The following is a 17,593-nucleotide window of genomic DNA, read 5'->3' as shown; positions in this document are numbered from 1 at the left end:
GGCTGTATTCGAAGTGGCCTTTGAGGATCGGGTATAATAGCGGACTATTTAAATTTTGATCGAATAAATGGATAAACCGCGTTTAGCTTGGGCTGTCACCGGCTCCGGGCATTATATCGAAGAATGCCTGGAATTTTTGATGACATTGGATGATGTCGATCTCTACCTGAGCCAAGCCGGCGAGGAGGTTTTAAAGATGTACGGCATCAAACTCGAAGAGGTTCGCGCCAGAATGCCGGTTTTTCGCGATAAGGCTGCTTCGTCGCCGCCGGTCGGTCGTTTTTATACCGGCTATTATCATAGCTTCGTGATGGCGCCGACGACCTCGAACACCGTAGCCAAATGCATATTGGGCATTGCCGACTCGCTGGTGACCAATCTTTATTCTCAGGCCGGAAAATGCCGCGTCCCCAGCATCGTCTATCCGTGCGATATCGCGCCTGAAATGGAAACCACCGCGCCGGGCGGTAAGAAGGTCATGGTATATCCTCGCCCGGTCGATTTGGACGCGACCGATAAACTGCGCGACTTTCCGTATACGCAAGTCGTCGAAAGCGTTGATGAATTGATCGAGGCGGTCAATCGGCGCCTGAAATCATTGGGTGTGGCATGAGCGAGCACATCTTGTTTTTGACCGGAAAATTGGCCGAAAAACAATTACACCAAATTCTGGAAAAAATGCAGCCGGAGTTTACCTATACGGTACATCAGCTAGGTATTAAAGTCGCTGCGTTGATGACCACTGACATGATTTGCCGTCGGCTAAAGGAAACCTACCAAGCCGACCGGATGATCCTACCTGGGCGGTGCCGGGGCGATCTGGACAAGGTGATACAACAATTCGGTTTACCGGTCGAGCGTGGCCCCGATGAGTTAAAAGATTTACCGCTATTTTTCGGCAAGGAAGCGCATAAGCCCGATCTTAGCGAATATCGCGTGAAAATTTTTGCCGAAATCGTCGACGCGCCGAATGTTTCAGTCGAAGATGTCGTCGAGCGGGCGCATTATTACCGGCGTCACGGCGCTGATGTGATCGATATCGGTTGTTTGCCGGGAACGCCGTTCCCGCATATGGAAGCCATTATCCGAACATTAAAGCAGGAAGGCTTCACGGTCAGCATCGATTCGCTCGAAGCCGACGACTTGCTCAGAGGCGGCAAGGCCGGCGCCGATTTCATGTTGAGCCTGCACGAAGGAACGCTCTGGGTCGCCGATGAAGTCGAAACGACGCCGATTTTAATCCCGGAAATTCATGAAGACTTGGCATCGCTCGATCGTGCGATCGAAGCCATGCAGGCTAAAAATCGCCCATTCCTGGTCGACCCTATCTTGGACCCGTTGCATTACGGTTTCACGCAATCGGTGGTGCGTTATCATCAGGTACGGCAAAAATATCCCGATATCGAGATCATGATGGGCGTCGGTAATATCACCGAATTGACGCATGCCGATACGGTCGGCATGAACGCGCTGTTATTGGGTATTTGCTCGGAGCTCGAGATCAATGCGATTCTCGCGACCGAAGTCAGCAAACATGCCTGCCGAGCGGTTAAGGAAGCCGATTTGGCGCGGCGTATCATGCATGCCGCGAAACAAAACAACATGCTACCCAAGCATATCGATTCGGGTTTGATGGCGCTGCACGAAACCGCGCCGTTTCCCTATACGCTCGATGAAATCAAAGAATTGGCCGGCGAGATCACCGACCCGAGCTACCGTATTCAAACCAGCACCGAAGGGCTGCATATTTTTAACCGAGACGGTTTTCATTCGGCGACCGACCCGTTCGATTTATATCCGAAACTCGGCGTCGAAAACGACGGCGGTCACGCCTTTTATTTAGGCGTCGAACTGGCGCGCGCCGAAATTGCCTGGCAACTCGGCAAACGCTTCAATCAAGACGAGGCCTTGAGTTGGGGCTGCGCGACTGATCTAACCGAGTCGACAGTCGATTTGCACAGCTTTAAACCGGCCGGCACGACGCTAAAGAAAAATTAAACCGATGATTTTAGAAACGATAGTCACCACGCAAAATTTAGAAGGCAGGACGCATATTGCGCCAATGGGCATTCATCGGCACGATGAAGAATTGATCATTTTGCCGTTTCGGCCGTCGACCACGCTCGACAATCTCATGACGAGTAGTCATGCCGTGATCAATTATTGCGATGATGTCAGGGTTTTTGCCGGCTGTTTGACAGGGCGGCGCGATTGGCCTTTGATCGAGGCCGAGAAGATTAACGGTAAGGTCTTGGCATGCGCCTTGGCGCATAGCGAAGTCGAAGTAGTCCGAGTCGAGGAAGATGCGTTGAGGCCGAAGCTGTTTTGCAAAATGATTCATACGGTCAACCATGCGCCATTCATGGGTTTCAACCGGGCCCAGTATTCGGTCTTGGAAGCGGCGATTTTGGTCAGTCGGCTGGGTATGTTGCCGCAAGAAAAAATCGATGCGGAACTGGACTATCTTAAAATCGGCCTAGAAAAAACCGCAAGCCCGAAGGAGCTCGAGGCGTGGTCTTGGTTAATGGCGGTCATCGAACAGCACAAACGAGAGAAGCTCGCATGACCGGGATGCTCGCCAGTGTCAGCAAGCTCGATGAAGCGCTGAAGATCTTGAATTTCGAAGTCGATATCATCGACTTGAAGCAGCCTTCCCAAGGCGCGTTAGGGGCGCTGGATACCATGACGGTTGCACGTATCGTCAAGGCAATCAATGGACAATGCCCAATCAGCGCGACGGTTGGCGATTTGCCGATGATTCCGGAAGTCATCGTGAGCGCGGTAACGGATATGGCGGCGACCGGTGTCGATTATATCAAGATCGGTTTTTTTCCCGGCGGCGATTGGCAGGGCACGTTGGATGCATTGACGCCATTGACTCAAGCCGGGTTGGCATTAATCGGGGTCATGTTTGCCGATAGCGAACCCGAATTACATTCCGTGGCCGCATTCAAGCAAGCGGGTTTCAAGGGTGTAATGCTGGATACGATGGACAAAAGTTCGGGTTCCTTGCCTCATGTTTTGCCTGATGATGCGATTGCGGGATTTGTAGCTAAATGCAATGAACTCAAACTGATATGCGGACTTGCCGGGTCGCTAAGGGTCGAGGATGTGCCTGGTTTGTTACGCCATAAACCCGATTATTTGGGTTTTCGAGGCGCTTTGTGTAGGCGGCATGATAGAACCTCGCATTTGGATGATGATGCGATACTTGCGGTTAAAAAAGCGTTTTTACAGGGTTAGACGGAAGTGGGTCGGTCGAGCGTAAATTATGAAAAGTAAAATGCCGATCACCACAAAAATTTTGATTGCGATGTGTTTGGGGCTATTGGCAGGAAGCGCTATCAATGCTTTCGGCCATGACAATGGGGCGATTCGGGAATATCTGGTCGACGGCTTGTTTCATGTGGTCGGCGCGTCGTTTATCAATGCTTTGAAAATGCTGGTCGTGCCGTTGGTCAGCTTTTCTCTGATTTGCGGCGTATGCGGCATCGGCGATATCGCAGCGCTGGGTCGTATCGGCATTAAAGCCTTTGCTTTGTATTTGTTGACGACCGGTCTTGCGATTGCCTTGGCCTTGTTGCTTGCCGTTTCGGTCGGTCCCGGGCGCGATTTCGAACGTAGCGGCGACGTTGCCGAATTTAGCGCGCCCGAAGCACCCGGTTTGACCGAAGTGCTGATCGGGATCGTGCCGAGCAATCCGGTTAATGCGTTCGCCGAAGGTAATATGCTGCAAATCATTTTTTTTGTGATTCTTTTTGCGATCGCGATGATGATGGCGGGCGAAGTCGGTTTGCAATTACTGAGAACCGCCGAGCAATTGAACGAAGTCATGATGAAACTCGTGATGCTGGTCATGGAGTTTGCGCCGATCGGGGTTTTTTGTTTAATCGCCAAGAGCTTTTCCGAACAGGGTATCGGTTTGATCGTGCCGATGCTGGGTTATTTTTCGGTGGTTATCGCCAGTTTGTTTCTCCATACTTCGGTAACGTTGTGTTTGTTGTTATGGCTCATGACGCGAATGAATCCGTGGGAATTCATGAAAAAAATGCGTCCGGTACATATCTTCGCCTTTAGCACGGCCAGTTCTAATGCGACGATTCCGGTCAATTTACGCGTCGTCGAACACGATTTGGGCGTGCCGAACTCGACCGCGGCATTTACGATCCCGCTCGGTGCGACGATCAATATGGACGGTACCGCGATTATGCAGGGCGTCGCGACTGTGTTTATCGCAAATGTCTACGGCATCGAACTCGGTTTGATGCAATATTTAACGGTGATCGGCATGTCGATATTGGCATCGATCGGCACGGCAGGCGTGCCCGGCGTCGGATTGATCATGCTGGCGATGGTATTCAATCAAGTCGGGCTGCCGGTCGAGGGCATTGCCTTGATTTTAGGCGTGGATCGGCTTTTGGACATGCTTCGAACGGTCGTCAACGTGACTGGCGATGCGGCCGTGACCTGTATCGTCGCTAAGGGAGAGCATCTCCACTAGGCAACATCCTAGCCGAACATATCCCCCGTCTTTAGGAAATTAGACGCCTTTTCGATAAGACTAGGCGTAATAATCCAGCGGCGCCAAGCCTAGACGCTACGGCAGTTGATTACCCGCGGTTGTTAATTTTAAAAGATGGGATTTGTCTGTTTGCTTGTTATAATGCTCGGTATTTTTACAATTGCTTAACAGGTTCGAGAGATTGGGATGATTCAAGGCAGTATCGTAGCGCTGGTTACACCGATGATGGAAAATGGTTCGATTGACAAGGACAGCTTAAAAAAATTGATAGAATTTCATATCGATCAAGGTACGGACTCGATTGTTGCAGTCGGTACGACAGGCGAGTCGGCAACGCTCGACGAAGACGAGCATTGCGATTTTATTCAATCGGTGGTCGATTATGCCGGCGGCAGAATTCCAATCATTGCCGGGACCGGCGCCAATTCGACGACAGAGGCGATCGAATTAACGAGTAGAGCAAAAGAAGTCGGTGCCGATGCCTGTCTTTTGGTGACGCCTTACTATAACAAACCGACACAAGAAGGTTTGTATTTACATTTTAAGGTCGTTGCGGAGGCGGTCGATATTCCGCAAATTCTTTATAATGTCCCGGGACGCACTGCTTGCGATATGCTGCCGGAAACGGTGGCTCGCTTGTCTGTTATCGACAATATTGTCGGTATTAAGGAGGCTTCCGGTAAATTGGAAAGGGTTAAGCGCTTACGCGACTTGTGCGGCGACAAATTTGCCTTGTATACCGGCGATGATGCGACAAGCTGTGAATTTTGTTTACTAGGCGGTAATGGCACGATCACTGTAACCGGCAATGTTGCGCCGAGATTGGTCCATGAAATGATAACCGCCGCGATTGACGGCGATCGCGAGACCGCCCTGGCCATCGATGCAAAATTAACCGGTTTGCACAAACAGTTGTTCATTCAATCGAATCCGATACCGGTTAAATGGGCATTGATGGAAATGGGTATGATTCAAAAAGGTATCCGTTTGCCGTTAACTTGGCTGACCGAAGAGTGTTATGAGCCGGTGCGCGCTGCCATGCGTCAGGCGGAGTTGATTTGAAATTCATGAAGCGCATCTTTGCCGCTTTTCTATGCCTGATCGTTCTACCCTTCGTGGCGGGTAGCGGGTGTAGCACGATCAAAAGCTGGTTTCCCGATAAAGAAAAAGATTACCAATTTAGAACCGAAATACCGGAATTGGTGTTGCCTAAGGAATTGGCTATTCAAAAAGTAGAAAGACCGGTAAGAAATCCGAAAGTCGATCTAAGGCATGTCGATACTAATCAAGTGGTTGATGATGTCGATAAGATCACCCAGGTCGAGCGGGTCGCCACTGCCGATGCAGTCGTGCTCAGGATTAATGAACCCGTCGGAAAAGCCTGGCGTATCGTCGGTAAGGCTATGGCAAGACAGTCGATTGAAATCGTTGCGCGTGACAGATCGCTGGCATCTTATATCGTGCAGTACGATCCTGAAGAACAGAGAGTGACCGACGATTCCTTTTGGGATGAGATTCTGTTCGTTTTCGGTCTATACGGGTCCAACGAAAAAGAATACCGCATCAGACTAATCGAGTACGAACAATTTACCGATATCATGGTGAAGGATGAGACTAATAAAGCCGTATCGAGCGGTGATGGCCTAACCTTGTTGCTGACGATACAGCAAGCGATTGAAGACGATCTAGCCGATCAATAGACAGTTTCGATTGTCGGTTAGCTTTTAATCCTTCGCTATGAAAATTACAAAGTTGATTTTCTCGCTCCCAAGCTCCAGCTTGGGAGTGACTACCTTCAAGCTCCGCTTGCCGTGTGACACCAAGCAGAGCTTGAGGGTATGCGTTCCCAAGTTAAAACTTGGGAACGAGATATACCCCGACGCCTCCATACCTTAATGCCGAAATTTGAAGTGCGAAAGGTATATCCTCTTGATTTTCTGTACCGTTACCTTGTTTTGAACTTTATCTCTTAACGGATTCCCCATGTTAAAAATTCCAGGAACATCCGCGCTATCCGCATTTCGCATCGAAAAATTACTTGCCCGTCTCCAAGAGATAGAGCCAGCCATCCATGGTATTTCGGCTTGTTATCTTCATTTTGTTGAACTCGAACGTGCGATTAGCGCTAGTGAGCAAACGCTATTAAACCGTTTGTTAGCTTATGGAAGCGGTACGGCTGGATCGTTTCCTAACGGATTGCGCTTAACGGTGATTCCCCGGCCCGGCACGATTTCTCCTTGGTCTAGCAAAGCGACCGAAATCGCACAGCGTTGCGGCTTGGAGACTGTTTGTCGCATTGAAAGGGGAATTGAATATACGATATTCTCCGAAGGTGTGCTAGACGATCAAATTCAAAATCGCATTTCGGCTCTAGTGCATGACCGCATGACGCAAACGGTCGTTAAAAGCGAGTCTATGACTGAAGAAATTTTATTTGCTCATCATGAGCCTAAACCGTTACAGACGGTTCAGGTAATTGAGTCCGGTAGCGAAGCCTTGGTTAAAGCCAATACCGAGCTCGGATTGGCGTTAAGCCCCGATGAAATCGATTATTTGACCGAAAGTTTTCAAGCATTGGAACGCAATCCGACCGATGTCGAATTGATGATGTTCGCTCAAGCGAATTCGGAGCATTGCCGGCACAAGATATTTAATGCCGCCTGGACGATCGACGGTACCGAACAGGCAGAAACTTTGTTCAAGATGATTCGGCATACCGCCGAACAAAGCCCTGAAGGTATTTTGTCGGCATACAGCGATAACGCCTCTGTCGTAGAGGGTGCTAATACGTCTGTTTTAATCCGCAACGCGTTGACTGGCGAATATTCCTATGTCGATGAAGATGCGCACATACTGATGAAGGTCGAGACCCATAATCACCCGACTGCAATATCTCCGCATCCGGGCGCGGCGACCGGTTCGGGCGGTGAGATTCGCGATGAGGGTGCAACTGGTCGAGGTTCTGCTACCAAGGCCGGTTTGACCGGTTTTAGCGTTTCTCATCTAAGGGTTCCAGGTTACGAGCAGCCTTGGGAAGACGATAACGGTAAGCCGGGGCGCCTAGCTTCGGCGTTGGATATCATGCTGGAGGGGCCGATTGGCGGTGCGGCATTCAATAATGAATTCGGGCGACCGAATCTGGCCGGTTATTTCCGCAGTTTCGAGCAAACTGCACCGGGCGGTGATGAAAATACGTTCCACGGTTATCACAAGCCGATCATGATTGCTGGCGGCATGGGCAATATTCGCCCGATGCTGGTCGAGAAACAGCCGATACCGGCGGGGTCGTTGATCATCATCCTGGGAGGGCCTGCGATGCTGATCGGCTTGGGCGGCGGCGCCGCTTCATCGCAGACTTCGGGAGAGGCTGCCGAGGAACTGGATTTTGCCTCGGTGCAGCGCGAAAATCCTGAAATGCAGCGCCGTTGCCAGGAAGTCATCAATCATTGCAATGCCCTCGGCGAGGATACGCCGATCGTCTCGATACACGACATCGGTGCCGGCGGCCTATCGAATGCCGTGCCGGAGATCGTTCACGACTGCGCTCGGGGCGGGCGTTTCGAATTGCGCGACGTCAATATTGCCGATCGCGGCATGTCGCCAATGCAGATATGGTGTAACGAGGCGCAGGAGCGTTATGTTGTCGCGATCAAGCCGGAGTCGCTGGAATTGTTCAAAGCGTTCTGCGAACGGGAGCATTGCTTGTATGCCGTGATCGGCAACGCAACCGATGAAGAGCATTTGCAACTGAACGATCGTTTGTTCGGCGACAGACCGGTCGATTTACCGATGTCGGTGTTGTTCGGCAAGCCGCCGAAAATGCATCGAACGGTCGAGCATGTCAAACCTGATTTGTCGCCGTTGGACTTAGCCGGCATCGAGCTTGACGAAGCGATCAAGCGCGTATTGTCCTTCCCGGCAGTCGCCGATAAGAGCTTTTTGATCCATATCGGCGATCGTTCGATTACAGGTTTAGTTGCGCGCGACCAAATGGTCGGGCCTTGGCAAGTGCCGGTCGCCGATGTCGCAGTGACCGCTTCGGGCTTTTTCGCGTCGACCGGCGAAGCGATGGCAATAGGCGAAAGAACGCCGTTGGCGGTCATCGACGCACCGGCATCGGGCCGAATTGCGGTCGGCGAAGCGTTGACCAATCTTGCCGCCGCGCGTATCGGATCGTTAGGCAATATTAAATTATCCGCGAATTGGATGGCGGCAGCCGGCAGTTCCGGCCAGGATGCGGCGTTGTTCGATACCGTCAAGGCGGTCGGAAAGGAGCTTTGTCCGGCATTGGGTATCGCGATTCCGGTCGGCAAGGATTCGTTGTCGATGAAAACTGTTTGGCAACAAGACGGCCGCGAAAAAACCATGACCTCGCCGGTATCGTTGATCGTAACCGCGTTTGCGCCGGTGGTCGATATAGCGAAAACCTTGACGCCGCAATTGCGCGACGAACCTTCGGTCTTGATCTTGATTGATTTAGGGCAGGGTAAAAACCGTTTAGGCGCTTCGGTATTTGCGCAAGTTTATAAACAAATGGGCGATAGTTGTCCTGATCTGGACGATCCTGCGTTATTCAAAGCCTTCTTCAACGCGATTCAGGACTTGAATAGCCGCGGCAAGTTGCTGGCTTATCATGACCGTTCCGATGGCGGTCTATTGGCCGCCATCGCCGAAATGATGTTCGCCGGAAGGCTCGGCGCGAACTTGGATTTGTCCGGGTTAGGGAAGGATGCCTTGTCGGCTTTATTCAATGAAGAGCTCGGAGCGGTTATACAAGTTAGGGAAAATGATGGCCCTGAAGTCATGGACTTGTTGGCCCAAGCCGGTTTGGATGCGTGTGTGCATCGAATCGGTTCGGTTACGAAACAAGCCGATTTAAAGGTCAGCTATGCCGGTCGTGAACTCTATTCAGCCTCTCGAGCTGAATTGCAAAGCTGCTGGTCCGAACTGAGTTATCGAATGCAAGCGCTAAGGGATAATCCTGATTGCGCAAGCGAACAATTCGAACGGATCGGCGACGATAATGATCCCGGCCTTAATGCCGTGTTAACTTTCGATAGCAACGAAGATGTTTGCGTGCCGTTTATTGGCAAGTCGAAGCCGAGAGTGGCGATTCTGCGCGAGCAGGGTGTCAACGGTCATGTCGAAATGGCCGCCGCGTTCGATAGGGCTGGGTTCGCTGCAGTCGATGTGCACATGACGGACATCATTGCCGGTCGGGTTAGCCTGAAAGATTTTAGTGGTCTTGCGGCATGCGGCGGGTTTTCTTACGGCGACGTGCTCGGCGCCGGCGGCGGTTGGGCCAAGTCGATTCTGTTCAACCCGCGCGCCCGCGATGAATTCGCGGCATTTTTCGAACGCGAAGACACCTTCGGCCTTGGCGTTTGCAACGGTTGTCAGATGATGTCGGGGCTCAAGGAGATTATTCCGGGCGCCGAGCACTGGCCTCGTTTTTTGAGAAACCATTCCGAGCAATTCGAGGCGCGCGTCGTACTGGTCGAGGTTCAAGAATCGCCGTCCATTCTGTTGACCGGCATGGCGGGTTCGAGAATGCCGGTCGTGATCGCGCACGGCGAGGGGCGGGCGGAGTTTTCAGGCAGCCCGCTTGAAGCGATGAAAGCCGGAGCGGTCTCTTTGTGTTACGTCGATAATTTCGGTGAAAAAACCACGCAATTTCCGGCCAATCCGAACGGTTCACCATTGGGCATTACCGGTCTGACCAATCGGGACGGCCGCTTTACGATCATGATGCCGCATCCGGAAAGATGTTTTAGAACCGTACAAAATTCGTGGCATCCCGATGATTGGAGCGAATACGGTCCTTGGATGCGGATGTTTAGAAATGCCCGGGTATGGACGGCTTGAAATAGTTTTAAATACCCCTATATTGATTAATAGATACTGATCGATGTTTGTTCAGTATTTGATCGATAACAATTATTTCGGAGGTGTTTATGGCTATCACACGTTACGAACCATGGGGCATATTGAGTCAATTACAAAGAGAATTGGAGCGCGCGAGCGAAGGCGGTACCGGCGAAGGGTCGATCTCGACCGCCGAATGGGCGCCTGCCGTCGACATCAAGGAAGAAACCGATAAATTCGTGTTGCATGCCGATATCCCGGGCGTCAAGCCTGAGGATATCGAAGTCAGCATGGAAAACGGCATTCTGACGATCAAAGGTGAAAAGAAAACCGAAGCGAAAACCGAAAAAGAAGGTTATAAGCGAGTCGAGCGGACTTACGGTTCTTTCTACCGCCGTTTCAGCTTGCCCGATACCGCCAATGCCGATGCGATTTCTGCAAAATCGAAAAACGGCGTCTTGGAAATTACGATTCCGAAACAAGAAGCAGTACAGCCGAAAAAAATCAATGTGACCTCGGAAGAATGAGTCAAGAAAACGGAGCCCTCGGGCTCCGTTTTTTTTTGCCAGGAACGAGCACGAAATCAATAAGGCTTCGTCTTTCCCACTCATTGTGCTTCATGGTAAAACTGCCGAATTCAGGTAATAGGTCGCGGAACATCGCCTATCGAGGGCTCCGAAAGTCGCGACGAAGACCTTGTTCCGACAGAGACCTACGGATGTTTTGTGGGAGCGATCCCCAGATCGCGATCTCGAAGTCGAGTGAGCAAGGTAACAACAAACGGTATCGAAGTTGCGTTGGCTAAGTATACTCATCGTACATGAAATTTCGGCATTCTAATCCCTCACCCACATTGGGAAAGAGAGGGCTGGGGTTAGGGTTTTAAAAAACCGAAATTTGAAGTGCAAAAGTATAGCAGACGCACCTGATAAAATCGGAGAGTATTTTTTAAGGCTATGTTCGCGTTAGCAGTTGAAACGGTCCTCTTTCCTACTCTAAATAAACCCATTAGGAAATAGCCAATGATTGCTTTCCGATACACTGAGCGTAGCAGAGGGTACGATTACTCGCTTGACAGGACGCCGTGAATACGTCCATGTAGGCTTGACGGCAGCTCCCTGCTGCCGACACCTGTCAATCGAGCAACCGTACCCTCCTTTCAACCATTGGCGTGATATTGAAAAAGGAAAGTTACTAAAAGTTGTATCCTTGGATTTCATGTTGGCTTTCAGTTCATAAAGTATCAACTATTAACGCGAACATAGCTTTTTTTAAACAGTTCCTTAGCCATGAATCTTGACGCATTGATTCCCCTCTTCGTGGTTGATGCGACTGCCTTTAAATCAGTACGGCAGAGCAATTGCCTGCTGAATTTATTTTTTAATGTAGAAACGATACTTTATGAATATTCGAAAAACAGGAGTATTAATGCTCGCGCTGTTATCGCTGAAAACATTTAATCCTGCTTATGCGCATGCACGTGAAGACTTTGTTTATGTCGATACGCTTATTCCTTCTATCCGTTTAGACATTCGTTATGCGAGCGCTGATAACTTTATCGGTAGGCCTATCGAAGGTTATTATCGGCCATGCGCATTATTAACTCAGGCAGCCGCCGAGGCGTTGATGGCGGCGCAAAATGAGTTGGCAAAATTTTATTTAGGATTGAAAATTTTTGATGCTTATCGGCCTCAGCGCGCCGTTCGGCATTTTGTGCGGTGGTCGCAAGATACGGATGATGTGGCTATGAAAGACGTTTATTATCCTCATCTGGACAAGCCAAGCTTGATTGAAGAAGGTTACATTGCCGCACGTTCATCGCATAGTCGAGGCAGTACGGTTGATTTAACGCTGGTTGACTTAGACAATGGCGAAGAACTGGATATGGGCGGCTTTTTTGATTATTTCGGCCCGGAGTCCTGGTCTTATGCTAAGACACCTACGGCCACGCAACGAGCGCACCGGATGCTATTGCAAACGGTTATGGAAAAACAGGGATTCGTTCATTACCCTCAGGAATGGTGGCATTTTACCTTGGCGAACGAGCCTTATCCCGACACGTATTTCGATTTTCCGGTGCAATGAGGTAGTGAGGGATCCTTTGCTGGGGTGGTTTGTGTTGAACCGAAAAGCTTGATCCTGATCTTTACGCTAACCCAGCTAACGCGACTATTCGTTATCAAAATCCAACGGACTTTTGGCTTGCTTCAAGGTCCTGCTTTGAACGGTGTGGGTATAAATCATCGTGGTTCTCACGTCGCTATGTCCAAGCAACTCCTGAATCGTGCGAATGTCGTAATTCGCCTCCAATAAATGACTGGCGAAAGAATGCCGTAACGTATGCGCTGTCGCCCGCTTGGTGAGTTTGGCGTCATTCACCGCGCGTTTGATCGCCTTTTGTACGATGGACTCATGAAGATGATAGCGTTTGTGTTCTTGGGTTTCGGTGACGAGCGTTAATGACGGTTGCGGAAAAAACCACTGCCAGATGAATTCCTTGGCGGCGTTTTTATATTGATGACTCAATTGGTTCGGCAAGAACACCCCTGCAAAATTGGCTTTTAGATCGGCTTCATGTAAATCCGCGACTTTTCGTAACTGTTTGTTCAATGCCGGTACCAATGTTTGCGGTAACGGTACCGTGCGGTCCTTTTGGCCTTTGCCGTCATGAACGGTCAAAATACCGGCATCGAAATTAAAATATTGGACACGCAGATTCAAGCACTCGAAAAGCCGCAGCCCGCAACCGTATAACAGTTTGGCGACGAGATCGACCGGATCGTCGAGATGATCGAAAATCAACTCGACTTCTTCGCGAGATAGAACCACCGGAATATAAGGCTTGCGTTTGGCTCGCGCGACACCTTTGATTTCGCCGAAATCCTTTTTCAAAACGTGTTGAAACAAAAACAGCAACGCATTGAATGCCTGATTTTGAGTCGACGCAGACACTTTCTTCTCGACAGCAAGATCACTCAAAAACGCCACGACATCCTGTTGCGTCAAGGCTCGATAATCTTTACTTTGGGTAAACGCTTGCAAACGGCGCGCCCAACCGCGATAGGATTTCAAAGTCTTCGGCGAATAATGGCGCAATTGGATTTCACGAGTCAGCTCGTCAAAAACAAAAACCCAACTGCATCCGGTTTGTTTTTCAGCAACATTATTATTGGGTTGGATTTTATTGGAGGCGGCCGAATGCCGCGAGTGTTCATAAGGCAGCGATCGATGAAGCGGGAGATTCGGATCTGGCGATTTTTTTTGAAGCGAAATATCCGGAATTGGCGGAGCTTGTATCGGCAAGGTTTGGACTGCATTACTTGGCAATTCGGCGTCTTCGGCATCGGCGGTTGCATTTACTTGGTAAAACAACACAATAGCCTGGCGATCCTGCTCTCGTTGCTGAGCCGATTGGCCTTTTGGGTCGAGTTTGTCGAGAAACAACGGCAAGCTGGAGCGATGAAAAGGATCGTGATGATATTTGTGACAAAAATCCCAATAGAAACGAAGCCATTTTCGATAAAAGTGTTTGAGTTTTTCAGGGCACTGTTTCTGATCCAATAGCGCATTGAACTGACGAGACAAATCATCGGGAAGACTGAGCATCGTATTTATCCAAACCTGGTTATCATGTATGGAATGTATGTTATCCCGGTTAGAACTACAAGAAATTCAGTAACATTTGACTCAAAAATGTGTTCTAGTGTATAAAATGTGCGGGTCTAGATAATAACTTGTTCCCGGCGGCTTCGCCGCCGGGAATCGCGGCGCTCACTTCGTTCGGCCTTGTCCCGTCGCCTTGCGCCGGAACAAGGCACTTCACCAGACTGCGCAGCCGTCAAGCTTACAGCTTGCCGCCTACTCCGCTGGTGAGCGCCGCGATTAGGTGCCAAGCGAGCTCTGGCGAAATAATAATCAAAGGGATGTAATAATTAATGTCAGATAGAATTGCTGATAGCACGATCAAAGGGTTTTTATATCAGTTTAATAAAACTATTCTTGAGATAGCTAATGCGGACGATGAAGACGTAATTACAGTCGAAGGTGTAGTGGAGGACGTAGATGTTCTGTCGGCTAGCGGCGAGCTGGAAGCTATTCAATGCAAATACCATGAGTCCAAAGAGAAATTCATACCAAGCCTAATATTTAAGCCTTTACTCCAAATGGCTGAAGCGTACGACAAGAATCCAACGGCAAGTATTAAATACACAATTTTTATTTATGTCCAGAATGAAGGTCATGGTGAGAAAAATATTGAACCTTCAATTCTAGATTCTGCGTTAGCCACCACTGATAAATCCCTCTCAAAAATCGTATCTAGGATCTCAGAGAAATTCGACAAGGGTGAATTCCTAAAGAATACAAGAATAGTTTTTGGCCCTTCTTTAGATGAAATTGAAGGCAGAACGAAGGCGGCTCTAGAGTTGCTCGGAATTCAAGGAAGTGATGTTGATACCCTACTTTATCCGAATTCAATAGCAAAAATTGCAAAATTGTCGAGCACTAAAGAGGAAAAGGAGAGACAAATAACTAAGGCCAAGTTATATAAGCATCTTTCAAACGCTACATATACAGCAATATCTAAATGGACACTAGCACTAAGAAATAGGGGCGAAATACTCAAAAAGATAAAACAACAGCTCTCTAGTTCTTTCTCTCAAAACAGCCGGGACAGATATTTTTATATTGATAAAAATGAGATTGATGATTTTGAAGAGAAAGTTGTTGTGTTTTTCGGTAATTATATAAAGAAATACTATTCGAAGCCGAGCCACCTTAAGGTCCCAACATTTATTATTAATGAAAACTTTGAAGCTATCAGAGATCTTGAGTCCCGATTGTACAAGAAGGGAATAAAGGCAAATACAGGGCTTGTTGGAAACACTTTTGAAGTGGATTATTTTTACAGGGATCCTATGAAAAAAATAATCAGCAATCATGTTGAAGAGCGTGAGTTCGATTTTAGATTGCTAGCAATGGACTCTGAAAAAGAAGCAATAAATCATAGAAAAGGTGATGATTTGTATTTGGTTAGTAGCAAGATGCCAATTAATATTGAGCTAACTGATGTGAATTTCTATCAAGTTGGAACAAGCAGCTTTAACGAACTTGAATATGTAATAGGGATGAGGAATAGCCATGAGTAAAGTTGGACACGTATTGTCAAGCTCGCCAGATAAGGTATCAATTGGAATTGGTGATCTTAAGACGCTTGAAGAAAACAAGACTGATTTACAAGTTGGTAAATTCCTAAAAATTGAAGATGGTAATCATAATTATGCAGTTGCCATTATAAACAACTTAACGGCACATAAATCAGAGAAGGATGATGAGATCCAATGGAGCTTTGTGATAGAGGCTTCACCAATCGGCGCTCTAATAAACAATGACGATACACTTGAATTCAAAAGAGGAACTCAAGTGTTGCCAGTCCCTACGGGTAATTATTCACATCCCCCCTATCGTTCCCACGCTCCAGCGTGGGAATGCAGCCCGAGACGCTCTAGCGTCTCGTACCGCTGGAGCGGTACTCAGGCATTCCCACGCAGAGCGTGGGAACGAGAATGGCCGGGGAACTGAATACTCACCCCTACGGAGATTGCACATACCTTTGGCACGGAAGACCTTTCTATAATATTTTCAGATGATAGTAATTTTGGCTTTGAAATTGGAAGCCTATCAGGCAACTCTACCGTGCCGTTTTGCATAGATGGTGATAGGTTTTTTGGCAAGCATATCGGGGTAGTGGGTTCTACTGGATCTGGCAAGTCCTGTGCTGTCTCTAGCCTCATTCAAAATGCAGTTGGTATCGCCAATGCAAAAAATTCGAATAGGGAAAGCCAAAAAAACTCACACGTGATAATTTTTGATATTCACTCAGAATATTCGTCAGCATTTACTGTCGATGATGATGAAAAGTTCAGCCTCAACAAACTCGATGCTGATAATATAAAGCTCCCATATTGGCTGATGAACGCTGAAGAATTAGAGTTTATTTTCATTGAGAGTAATGAGCAAAATTCACACAATCAGGTGTCCCAATTTAAGCAGGCAGTTATTTTAAATAAAGAGAAACATAATCCCGATTTAGATAAAGTTACATACGATTCTCCGGTGTTTTTCAGTATTGAGGAGGTTTATAACTATATTTACAACAAGAATAATTTAACTGTCTATGAAAAAAACTCACTAAAGTACTTTGCAACCCTTGATGAAGAAATTGAGTTTGACGAAGAACGTCTATGGGAGAAGATTAACTTTGTATCATCTACTGGAAATGCGAAGCATAAGGTGCTTGATGCAAAGGTTTCTAAGGACGGAGGTTTTAATGGTGAGTTTGATCGGTTTATTTCACGATTAGAGACCAAATTAAATGACAAGAGGCTGGTCTTTTTACTCAAGCCCGTTAAAGACGATGGTACAACGTTTAAAACGAATGACTTCAGTGAAGTAATTAAACAGTTTTTAGGATATATCGATAAATCCAATGTTACTGTTGTTGACTTGAGTGGTATACCATTCGAAGTTTTAAGCATCACAGTAAGTCTTATATCTCGGTTAATGTTTGACTTTGCATTCCATTACTCGAAAATAAGACATGCTACAGATCAAACCAACGATATACTTTTTTTGATTGTGTGTGAGGAAGCACATAACTATATTCCAAAGACCGGCGGTGCCGAATTTAAGGCTTCCAAGAAGTCTATCGAAAGAATTGCAAAAGAAGGGCGTAAATATGGTCTTAGCCTAATGGTTGTGAGCCAACGCCCGTCAGAGGTCTCAGAAACGATATTCTCTCAGTGCAATAATTTCATCGCGATGCGACTTACAAACAGAGTTGACCAGAATTACATCAAAGCTTTGTTGCCTGATAGCTCAAGTAGCCTTATAGATTTGTTACCGTCGCTAAACCAAGGTGAGGCCTTTGTTGTTGGTGATTCTGTAATTATTCCAAGTCTAGTCCATCTGCCAAAGCCAAACCCTGAGCCAAAGTCTGCAAGCATCGATACTTACAAAGAATGGGCTGAAAGTTGGAAAGATATTACCTTTGACAAAATAGTAGAGCGGTGGAGAAAAGAGGGTTAGGTTAATGCACCTAACAAGCGGCTGCTGTCGGACTGTTAAAAGCTCCGGCTTCGCCTCCTCTTTTAACAGCCGCAGAGCCGAGCGATTCCCGGCGGCGTGGCCGCCCGGAATAGCGGGGGG

14 protein-coding genes are annotated in these 17,593 nt (G+C 48.1%); 13 read left to right on the top strand and 1 reads right to left on the bottom strand.

Annotated elements, in window-relative coordinates; translation table 11 throughout:
* The first annotated feature begins 67 nt into the window (after window positions 1-67).
* The 10 genes from ACRJJO_RS18180 (at window position 68) to ACRJJO_RS18135 (ending at window position 12,472) form a co-directional block, all read left to right on the top strand.
* The gene (locus ACRJJO_RS18180; protein WP_431067039.1) at window positions 68-613 is read left to right on the top strand and encodes a flavoprotein; all 546 of its coding nucleotides are present in this window, start codon (window positions 68-70) and stop codon (window positions 611-613) included.
* Window positions 610-1,998, top strand: a complete 1,389-nt coding sequence (locus ACRJJO_RS18175) for a DUF6513 domain-containing protein (protein ID WP_431067038.1) — start codon at window positions 610-612, stop codon at window positions 1,996-1,998. Before ACRJJO_RS18180 ends, ACRJJO_RS18175 begins: the two co-directional genes overlap by 4 nt.
* 4 nt (window positions 1,999-2,002) lie before the next feature.
* A complete protein-coding gene (locus tag ACRJJO_RS18170; RefSeq protein ID WP_431067037.1) occupies window positions 2,003-2,566 on the top strand; it encodes a DUF447 domain-containing protein in 564 nt (187 codons plus the stop codon).
* Window positions 2,563-3,243 carry a (5-formylfuran-3-yl)methyl phosphate synthase gene (locus ACRJJO_RS18165; protein ID WP_431067036.1) on the top strand — a complete coding sequence of 227 codons (681 nt, stop codon included), beginning with the start codon at window positions 2,563-2,565 and terminating at the stop codon, window positions 3,241-3,243. The genes ACRJJO_RS18170 and ACRJJO_RS18165 overlap by 4 nt, the downstream gene beginning before the upstream one ends.
* Before the next feature lie 40 nt (window positions 3,244-3,283).
* Window positions 3,284-4,501, top strand: a complete 1,218-nt coding sequence (locus tag ACRJJO_RS18160; protein ID WP_431067035.1) for a dicarboxylate/amino acid:cation symporter — start codon at window positions 3,284-3,286, stop codon at window positions 4,499-4,501.
* Window positions 4,502-4,708: 207 nt separating this feature from the next.
* Window positions 4,709-5,584 (top strand): 4-hydroxy-tetrahydrodipicolinate synthase, encoded by an 876-nt coding sequence (gene dapA, locus ACRJJO_RS18155; RefSeq protein ID WP_431067034.1) that lies wholly within the window; start codon window positions 4,709-4,711, stop codon window positions 5,582-5,584.
* 5 nt (window positions 5,585-5,589) lie between these two features.
* Window positions 5,590-6,222 carry an outer membrane protein assembly factor BamC gene (bamC, locus tag ACRJJO_RS18150; protein WP_431067033.1) on the top strand — a complete coding sequence of 211 codons (633 nt, stop codon included), beginning with the start codon at window positions 5,590-5,592 and terminating at the stop codon, window positions 6,220-6,222.
* 283 nt (window positions 6,223-6,505) lie between these two features.
* Complete coding sequence (gene purL / locus ACRJJO_RS18145) at window positions 6,506-10,387, top strand: phosphoribosylformylglycinamidine synthase (protein ID WP_431067032.1); 3,882 nt, start codon at window positions 6,506-6,508, stop codon at window positions 10,385-10,387.
* Between the two features lie 89 nt (window positions 10,388-10,476).
* Window positions 10,477-10,914: an Hsp20/alpha crystallin family protein gene (locus tag ACRJJO_RS18140; protein ID WP_404361052.1), complete on the top strand. Its 438-nt coding sequence runs from the start codon at window positions 10,477-10,479 to the stop codon at window positions 10,912-10,914.
* A gap of 901 nt (window positions 10,915-11,815) precedes the next feature.
* The gene (locus tag ACRJJO_RS18135; RefSeq protein WP_431067031.1) at window positions 11,816-12,472 is read left to right on the top strand and encodes a M15 family metallopeptidase; all 657 of its coding nucleotides are present in this window, start codon (window positions 11,816-11,818) and stop codon (window positions 12,470-12,472) included.
* 84 nt (window positions 12,473-12,556) lie between these two features.
* Here the strand turns inward: ACRJJO_RS18135 and ACRJJO_RS18130 are convergent, their stop codons facing one another.
* Window positions 12,557-13,993, bottom strand: a complete 1,437-nt coding sequence (locus ACRJJO_RS18130; protein WP_431067030.1) for an integron integrase — start codon at window positions 13,991-13,993, stop codon at window positions 12,557-12,559.
* Between the two features lie 329 nt (window positions 13,994-14,322).
* Between ACRJJO_RS18130 and ACRJJO_RS18125 the strand changes: the two genes are divergently transcribed.
* Genes ACRJJO_RS18125 through ACRJJO_RS18115 form a run of 3 tightly spaced genes read left to right on the top strand, consistent with a single transcriptional unit; the run spans window position 14,323 to window position 17,473 of the window.
* Window positions 14,323-15,534, top strand: coding sequence for a hypothetical protein (locus ACRJJO_RS18125; RefSeq protein WP_431067029.1), 1,212 nt, complete (start codon window positions 14,323-14,325; stop codon window positions 15,532-15,534).
* Window positions 15,527-15,967, top strand: coding sequence for a hypothetical protein (locus ACRJJO_RS18120; protein ID WP_431067028.1), 441 nt, complete (start codon window positions 15,527-15,529; stop codon window positions 15,965-15,967). The genes ACRJJO_RS18125 and ACRJJO_RS18120 overlap by 8 nt, the downstream gene beginning before the upstream one ends.
* Window positions 15,968-17,473: an ATP-binding protein gene (locus tag ACRJJO_RS18115; RefSeq protein WP_431067049.1), complete on the top strand. Its 1,506-nt coding sequence runs from the start codon at window positions 15,968-15,970 to the stop codon at window positions 17,471-17,473. It abuts the gene before it with no gap.
* The last annotated feature ends 120 nt before the right edge of the window (window positions 17,474-17,593 follow it).

Origin of the sequence: Methylotuvimicrobium sp. (assembly GCF_050611805.1) — a bacterium.
Lineage (GTDB): Bacteria > Pseudomonadota > Gammaproteobacteria > Methylococcales > Methylomonadaceae > Methylotuvimicrobium.
Note: the sequence above shows the minus strand (reverse complement) of the source record. Positions and strands in the feature narration are given on the sequence as shown.